This window comes from Streptomyces sp. NPDC102258 (genome assembly GCF_055584685.1).
Map to the genome: position 1 here is coordinate 17,990 of NZ_JBVJLO010000038.1, position 7,025 is coordinate 25,014.

The following is a 7,025-nucleotide window of genomic DNA, read 5'->3' on the forward strand; positions in this document are numbered from 1 at the left end:
GGGCGGGCGGCCTCCGGGGCCGACGGGGCCTCGGCGGACGAGGACTCACCCGCCGGAGGCGTCTGGCTGACCGAGCCGTCCGCGACCGAGCGGGTACGGCGCGCCGGGCGCGGGGCCTCCGGGGCGGCGTCGGGGGCCGGGGCCTCCGGGGCGGAGGGGGCTTCGGCGGACGGGGTCGCGCCCGCCGGGGGCGTCTGGCTTGCCGAGCCGTCCGACACCGAGCGAGTACGGCGCGCCGGGCGCGGAGCCTCGGGGTCGGAGAGGGCCTCGGGGGCCGGGGGCTCGCCCGCCGGGGGTGTCTGGCTGGCCGAGCCGTCCGACACCGAGCGGGTACGGCGCGCCGGGCGGGCGGCCTCCGGGGCCGACGGGGTCTCGCCCGCCGGGGGCGTCTGGCTTGCCGAGCCGTCCGACACCGAGCGGGTACGGCGCGGGGTTTCCGGGGCTTCCGCCGTCGGGGACGCGGCCGCCGTCGGCCGGGGGCGGCGGGCCGGGGTGCCCTCGCGGGGGGTGCGGGGGGTGCGGGGGGTGCGGGTGGGGGCCGGGGGGAGTTGGCCCTTGAGGGGGCCCCAGTCGTTCGGGTCGGGGACGCCGGGCGGGAGCATCTGGCGGCGCTTCGGGGCGTCGGGGTCGTGGGCCTCGCCCGGCTCCTTCGCGCCGGGCCACGCCTTGGCGACCCGCGCCGCCAGGACGAAGTCCTTGCGCAGCGGGTGTCCCTCGAAGTTCTCCGGGAGCAGCAGCGGTACCAGGTGCGGGTGGTCGGTGAAGTCGACCCCGAACATCTCGTGGGTCTCCCGCTCGTGCCACTCGGCGCCCGCGTACACCGCGACGGCGGACGGCAGGGCGGGGGCGGTGTGCGGGACGGTCGTGCGCAGCAGGAGGCGGCGTACGCGGTGGTTCTCCAGGGCGACGACGTGCGCGCAGATCCGGAATCCGGTGCCCGGCTCGTCGACCGCGCTCAGCCAGTCGAAGTAGGTGCAGCCCAGCTTGTCCCGGGCGATCTCCAGCGCCGGGATCCAGGAGCCGACGGGCACGTCCACCGTGAGGACCTCGTACGCGTACGAGCCCACGGCCTCGGCGCCGAAGACGGTCGCGGCCGCGTCGGGGAGGGAGTCGTAGAGGTTCACGCTCCGGCCTCCGGGGCGGGCGGGGGCGGGACGAGCCCGCTGGTCAGCTGGGAGACGGACGGCGTGGCCGCGTACCGCTCGGCGAGGGACTCGCGGGCGATCTTCTCCTGGAGCTTGAGGATGCCCTGGAGCAGCGCCTCGGGCCGGGGCGGGCAGCCGGGCACGTACACGTCGACGGGGATGATCTGGTCGACGCCCTTGGTGACCGAGTACGAGTCCCAGTACGGCCCGCCGCAGTTGGAGCAGGCGCCGAAGGAGATGACGTACTTGGGCTCGGGCATCTGCTCGTACAGCCGCTTGACGGCCGGGGCCATCTTGTCCGTCACCGTGCCCGAGACGATCATCAGGTCGGCCTGCCGCGGCCCGGGCGCGAAGGGGATGACGCCGAGCCGGATGAAGTCGTGGCGGGCCATGGAGGCGGCGATGAACTCGATGGCGCAGCAGGCGAGGCCGAAGTTGAAGACCCACAGGCTGTAGCGGCGGCCCCAGTTCAGGACCACCTTCATCGGCTCCGGGGCCAGGCGCGAGAGCACGCCCAGGCGCTTGGGCTCCGGCAGCGGAAGCGGCTGCGGCTGCGCCTGCGGAAGCGGGGGTTCGGGCCGGGAGGCGGCGGCCGGCCGGGGTGTCACGTCCATGCGAGGACGCCCTTCTTGTACGCATAGAGCAGGCCGACGGCCAGGAATCCGAGGAAGACGAACATCTCCACCAGGGTCGTGGCGCCGTAACCGGCGGCGGCGAAGACCGTCGCCCACGGGAACAGGAAGATCGAGTCGACGGCGAAGACGACGTAGAGGAAGGCGTAGACGTAGTAGCGGACCTGGGTGTGCGCCCAGCCCTCGCCCACGGGGTCCACACCGCACTCGTAGGTCAGCAGCTTCTCGGGCGTGGGGACGACGGGCCGCAGCAGGCGGCCGGCGCCGAAGGCCACGGCGACGAAGAGCACGCCGAGGACGGCGAGCAGGCCGACGACCGAATAGCTCCGGAAGTAGTCCGCCGCCGTCACGGTGGTCGCGGTCACGGTGGTCACGGTCGATACCGTGGGGTCGGGCACGTCCGTTCCTCGTTCCTCGGCCACTGTCGACGATCAGGATGATCTGGTACGGACGGGAGTCTAGGCCCTGGGCTGAGCGGGGTGGGGTTATCCCCCGTTCACTGCCGCCGGGCCGCCCCATGGCATCGGGCGGGCGGAATTGGCAGGCTGTGCCGCATGACCGCGAACGATCAAGCTCTGTACCCTCCGCGCGTGCGGCCCGTCTTCGACGCGGTCACGTGGAAGGAGATCGCTCATCTCCTGGCCAATCTGCCGGCGGCCTTGATCGGATTCGGTTACACGGTGTTCATGGTGGCGGCCGCGGGCGGTCTGTCCGTGACCGCTGTGGGACTGCCGTTGCTGCTGTGCGGTCTGTACGGGTCCCGCCAGCTCGGCCGGCTCGAACGCGCGCGGGCGCGGACCCTGCTCGGGGTGCGGGTGGCCGAACCGACCCCGTTGCCCGGGCCGCGGCGGGCGGGCGGGTTCTTCGCCTGGCTGTGGGCGGGCGTGAAGGACCCGGTGGGGTGGCGGACGGTGCTGTACGAGCTGGTCCGCCTGCCGTGGGGGGTGCTGACCTTCACGGTAACGCTGGCGGGGCTGTTCGTGCTGTGGCCGGTGCTGCCGTACCTGGTCCGCGGCATGACCAACGTGGACCGGGCGATGGTACGGGGCCTGCTGTCCCCCTCGGACGAGCTGGAGCGGCGCATCGCGGAGCTGGAGTCGGGGCGCGGGGTGGTCGTGGACACGGCGGCGGCGGACCTGCGGCGGATCGAACGGGATCTGCACGACGGGGCGCAGGCGCGGCTGGTCGCCCTCGCGATGGGGCTGGGCCTGGCGAAGGAGAAGCTGCTGGAGGACCCGGAGGGGGCGGCGGCGATGGTCGACGAGGCGCACGGGGAGGTCAAGATGGCGCTGCGGGAGCTGCGTGACCTGGCCCGGGGCATCCATCCGGCGGTGCTGACCGACCGGGGGCTGGACGCGGCGCTGTCGTCGGTGGCGTCGCGGTGCCTGGTGCCGGTGAAGGTGGCGGTGGACCTGCCGGGGCGGCCGGCGGAGGCGATCGAGGGGATCGCGTACTTCGTGGTCTCCGAGCTGCTGCAGAACGTGAGCAAGCACGCGGGGCCGGGCGCCCGTGGGGCGGCGGTCGAGGTGTGGCGGTCGGGGGCCCGGCTGCTGATCCGGGTCTCGGACGACGGGCGCGGCGGGGCCGACGTACGGGCCGGGTCGGGGCTGGCCGGGCTCGCGGAGCGGCTGCGGGCGGTGGACGGGGTGCTCCTGGTGGAGTCCCCGGAGGGGGCGGGGACGGTGGTGACGGCGGAGCTGCCGTGGCGCGACCGGACGTAGGCCCTGGCCGGGCTTTTACGGGGCTCCGTCCGGGTGGGCGGGGCGTGGGCCCTGGCCGGGCTTTTGCGGGGTCCCGTCCGGGTGGGCGGGGCGTGGGCCCTGGCCGGGTTTTTACGGGGTCCCGTCCGGGTGGGCGGGGCCCCTTCGGTGTCTGCGGGGGAAGCGGGCGCGGCGCGGGGTGGGGTTAACCCCCGGGCGCGGACGCCGACCCGCCGCATGGTTCCGGATAGGAGCGGACGGCAGGGTGGGTGGAGTCGGCAGAGCGGTGTGGAAAGGGCGGGTCGGGATCATGGGCAAGGGCGACGGCGAGGGCGACGGCATGGGCCGCGGCGGAGGTGGTCCCGTCGCGGTGCTGCGGGCTCCGGTGGCGGCGCGGACATGGCGGGAACTGGGGTTCGTGCTGACCGGGCTGCCGCTGAGCGGGGTGTACTTCGGGCTCGCCATCACCGGCACGGCCCTCGGCGCCGGGCTGCTCGTCACCTTTATCGGGGTCCCGGTGCTGGCCGGCGTACTCCTGCTGTGCCGGGGCTTCGGCCGCGTCGAGCGGAGCCGCGCCCGGGCGCTGCTGCGGATGCCGGTCGCCGATCCGCCGCCGGTCCGGGCGGCCAAGGGCGGGGCGCTGACCGCGATGGGGGCGCTGCTCAAGAGCGGCAGCGCCTGGCGCCACCTGCTCTACGCGGTGGTCCACTTCCCGTGGGCGGTGTTCTCGTTCTGCCTGGCGCTGACCCTGTGGGCGTACGGGTGGAGCGCCCTGCTGTACCCGCTGTGGTTCTGGGTCTTCCCCGCGTACACGAACCAGCCGGGCCTCCAGCTCTTCGAGAACGACGGCTACTCCTTCTACCTCGACTCCCCCGTGGCCATCGCCGCCACCTTCCTGGTCGGGCTCCTCGTCACCCTCGCCACGCCGTGGGTCGTCCGGGCGCTGACCAGCGTCGACCGGGTCCTGATCGGCGGTCTGCTCGGGCGCTCGCGCCTCGACGACCGCGTCCAGGAGCTGGAGAGCGACCGCGGGGTGGTCGTGGACACGGCGGCGGCGGACCTGCGGCGGATCGAACGGGACCTGCACGACGGGGCGCAGGCGCGGCTGGTCGCCCTCGCGATGGATCTGGGGCTGGCGAAGGAGAAGCTGGCGGAGGATCCGCGGGAGGCGGCGGCGATGGTCGACGCGGCGCACGGGGAGGTGAAGGTCGCCCTCCAGGAACTGCGGGACCTGGCCCGGGGGATCCACCCGGCGGTGCTGACCGACCGGGGGCTGGACGCGGCGCTGTCGTCGGTGGCGTCGCGGTGCGTGGTGCCGGTGCGGGTGGCGGTGGATCTGCCGGGGCGGCCGGCGGCCGCGATCGAGGGGATCGCGTACTTCGTGGTCTCCGAGCTGTTGCAGAACGTGAGCAAGCACGCGGGGCCGGGCGTCCGGGGGGCGAGCGTGGACGTGTGGAAGTCCGGCGGACGGCTGCTGTTGCAGGTCTCCGACGACGGGCGGGGCGGGGCGGATCCGCGGGGCGGGTCGGGGCTGGCGGGGCTCGCGGAGCGGTTGGACGCGGTGGACGGGGTGCTGGTCGTCGACTCGGAGGAGGGGCGGGGGACGGTGGTCACGGCGGAGCTGCCGTGGCGGGCCTGACCGTGCCCTGGCCGGGCTTTTACGGGGGCTCCCCCGGGCCCCGCCCCTGCCCGGGCGGGCTCGGGCCGGGGCCCACACCCCGTGGGCCTGCCGCCCGTCATCCGGGTGCGGGTCCGCTGCCGGGGGCCAGCCCCCGGACCCCCGCGCCTCAAACGCCGGCGAGGCTGGATTTTGCCGGTCCGCATCCGGATCGACCCGGTGGCCCTGGCGCGCTCTCCCTACGAGGCTGGATTGTGCCGGTCGGCGCCCGGATCGACCCGGGGACTCCGGCGCGCTCTCCCCGCAGAGGCTGCATTTTGCCGGTCCGCAACCGGATCGACCCGGTGGCCCTGGCGCTCTCCCCGCAGAGGCTGGATTTCGCCGGGGTTTCGGCTCGCGTTCGGCGGGTGGGCTGGGATGCTTGGCCGGTCCAGGGATGTCCGGCCCGCCGGGTACGGGTCCCCGGGTGCTGAGTGACGCGGGAGCTGCTGAACGTGGAAGACAGGGTGCGGGTGGTCATCGCCGAGGATTCGGTGCTGCTGCGTGAGGGCCTGACCCGGCTGCTGACCGACCGGGGGCATGACGTCGTGGCGGGCGTCGGGGACGCGGAAGCCCTGATCAAGACGGTGGCGGACCTCGCGGCCGAGGACGCGCTGCCCGACGTGGTGGTGGCCGACGTACGGATGCCCCCGACGCACACCGACGAGGGCGTACGGGCCGCCGTGCGGCTGCGCCGCGAGCACCCCGGGATAGGCGTGCTCGTGCTGTCGCAGTACGTGGAGGAGCAGTACGCCACCGAACTGCTGGCCGGTTCCAGTACCGGTGTGGGGTACCTGCTGAAGGACCGGGTGGCCGACGTCCGGGAGTTCCTGGACGCCGTCGTACGGGTGGCGCGGGGCGGTACGGCCCTTGATCCCGAGGTCGTGGCGCAGCTGCTCGGCCGCAGCCGCAAGCAGGACGTGCTGGCCGGGCTGACCCCGCGCGAGCGGGAGGTACTGGGCCTGATGGCGGAGGGACGGACGAATTCCGCTGTGGCCAAGCAACTCGTCGTCAGCGACGGAGCCGTGGAGAAGCACGTCAGCAATATCTTTATGAAGCTGGGCCTGTCCCCGAGTGACGGGGATCACCGGCGCGTACTGGCGGTCCTCACCTATCTGCGGTCGTGAGCGTCTGACAGGCTGACTGCCTGTCAGGTGAGCCGCGCCGGTGTGGGCCGGGGGGATTGGAAGATTCGCGTAGAGCACGACGTCTGTCGGACAGGCCGGCCCGGAGGGGCCGGTCCAGAATGCGGGCGAACCCGGGGCCGTCAATCCACACGGACGTAGGGTGGGTCTTGGGAACGAACGTCCGCCTCGAAGGAGGTCCAGTTCAGTGACCAGCCAGGTCAGTAGCCCGGCCGAGCAGGCCGACGGGGCCGGTGGGCCCATCGGCGGCCAGCGCGACGAGCACTCGCCCGAGGGGACCGGCAAGGAAATCCGTCGCGTCGACCGTGTGGTCATCCGTTTCGCGGGTGATTCGGGTGACGGTATGCAGTTGACGGGTGACCGTTTCACCTCGGAGACGGCGTCGTTCGGCAATGACCTGTCGACGCTGCCGAACTTCCCGGCGGAGATCCGGGCGCCTGCCGGGACGCTGCCGGGGGTGTCCTCGTTCCAGCTGCATTTCGCCGATCACGACATCCTGACCCCGGGTGACGCGCCGAACGTGCTGGTGGCGATGAATCCGGCGGCGCTGAAGGCGAACATCGGGGACGTGCCGCGGGGTGCGGAGATCATCGTGAACACGGACGAGTTCACGAAGCGGCCGATGGCGAAGGTCGGCTACGACACCTCGCCGCTGGACGACGGGTCGCTGGACGCGTACAGCATCCACCGTGTGCCGCTGACGACGCTGACGGTGGAGGCGCTGAAGGATTTCGGGCTGTCGCGGA

At 73.5% G+C, this 7,025-nt stretch carries 7 protein-coding genes; 4 read left to right on the forward strand and 3 right to left on the reverse strand.

The window, feature by feature from the left end; translation table 11 throughout:
- The 3 genes from ACZ6ZT_RS33840 to ACZ6ZT_RS33850 all read right to left on the reverse strand — a co-directional run.
- Window positions 1-1,124: NADH-quinone oxidoreductase subunit C (locus ACZ6ZT_RS33840; RefSeq protein ID WP_469724212.1), on the reverse strand; the 1,124-nt coding region annotated here is incomplete at its 3' end.
- A complete protein-coding gene (locus tag ACZ6ZT_RS33845) occupies window positions 1,121-1,759 on the reverse strand; it encodes an NADH-quinone oxidoreductase subunit B (protein ID WP_469724213.1) in 639 nt (212 codons plus the stop codon). The genes ACZ6ZT_RS33845 and ACZ6ZT_RS33840, both read right to left, overlap by 4 nt.
- Window positions 1,750-2,175 (reverse strand): NADH-quinone oxidoreductase subunit A, encoded by a 426-nt coding sequence (locus tag ACZ6ZT_RS33850; RefSeq protein WP_469724215.1) that lies wholly within the window; start codon window positions 2,173-2,175, stop codon window positions 1,750-1,752. Before ACZ6ZT_RS33850 ends, ACZ6ZT_RS33845 begins: the two co-directional genes overlap by 10 nt.
- 156 nt (window positions 2,176-2,331) lie before the next feature.
- Here ACZ6ZT_RS33850 and ACZ6ZT_RS33855 point away from each other — a divergent pair, with 156 nt between their 5' ends.
- From ACZ6ZT_RS33855 to ACZ6ZT_RS33870, 4 genes are all read left to right on the forward strand, one after another.
- Window positions 2,332-3,498 (forward strand): sensor histidine kinase, encoded by a 1,167-nt coding sequence (locus ACZ6ZT_RS33855; RefSeq protein WP_469724217.1) that lies wholly within the window; start codon window positions 2,332-2,334, stop codon window positions 3,496-3,498.
- 289 nt (window positions 3,499-3,787) lie between these two features.
- Entirely contained in the window at window positions 3,788-5,116 is a 1,329-nt protein-coding gene (locus ACZ6ZT_RS33860) for a sensor histidine kinase (protein ID WP_469724220.1), read from the forward strand.
- A gap of 485 nt (window positions 5,117-5,601) precedes the next feature.
- Window positions 5,602-6,261, forward strand: coding sequence for a response regulator transcription factor (locus ACZ6ZT_RS33865; RefSeq protein ID WP_384943007.1), 660 nt, complete (start codon window positions 5,602-5,604; stop codon window positions 6,259-6,261).
- Window positions 6,262-6,466: 205 nt separating this feature from the next.
- On the forward strand, window positions 6,467-7,025 hold a 559-nt coding region (locus ACZ6ZT_RS33870), incomplete at its 3' end, for a 2-oxoacid:acceptor oxidoreductase family protein (protein ID WP_469724218.1).

Bases quoted from the DNA above. Each gene is read 5' to 3' on its own strand.
- ACZ6ZT_RS33845 (WP_469724213.1), bottom strand. From the start codon at position 1,759: ATGGACGTGACACCCCGGCCGGCCGCCGCCTCCCGGCCCGAACCCCCG.
- ACZ6ZT_RS33855 (WP_469724217.1), top strand. From the start codon at position 2,332: ATGACCGCGAACGATCAAGCTCTGTACCCTCCGCGCGTGCGGCCCGTC.
- ACZ6ZT_RS33860 (WP_469724220.1), top strand. From the start codon at position 3,788: ATGGGCAAGGGCGACGGCGAGGGCGACGGCATGGGCCGCGGCGGAGGT.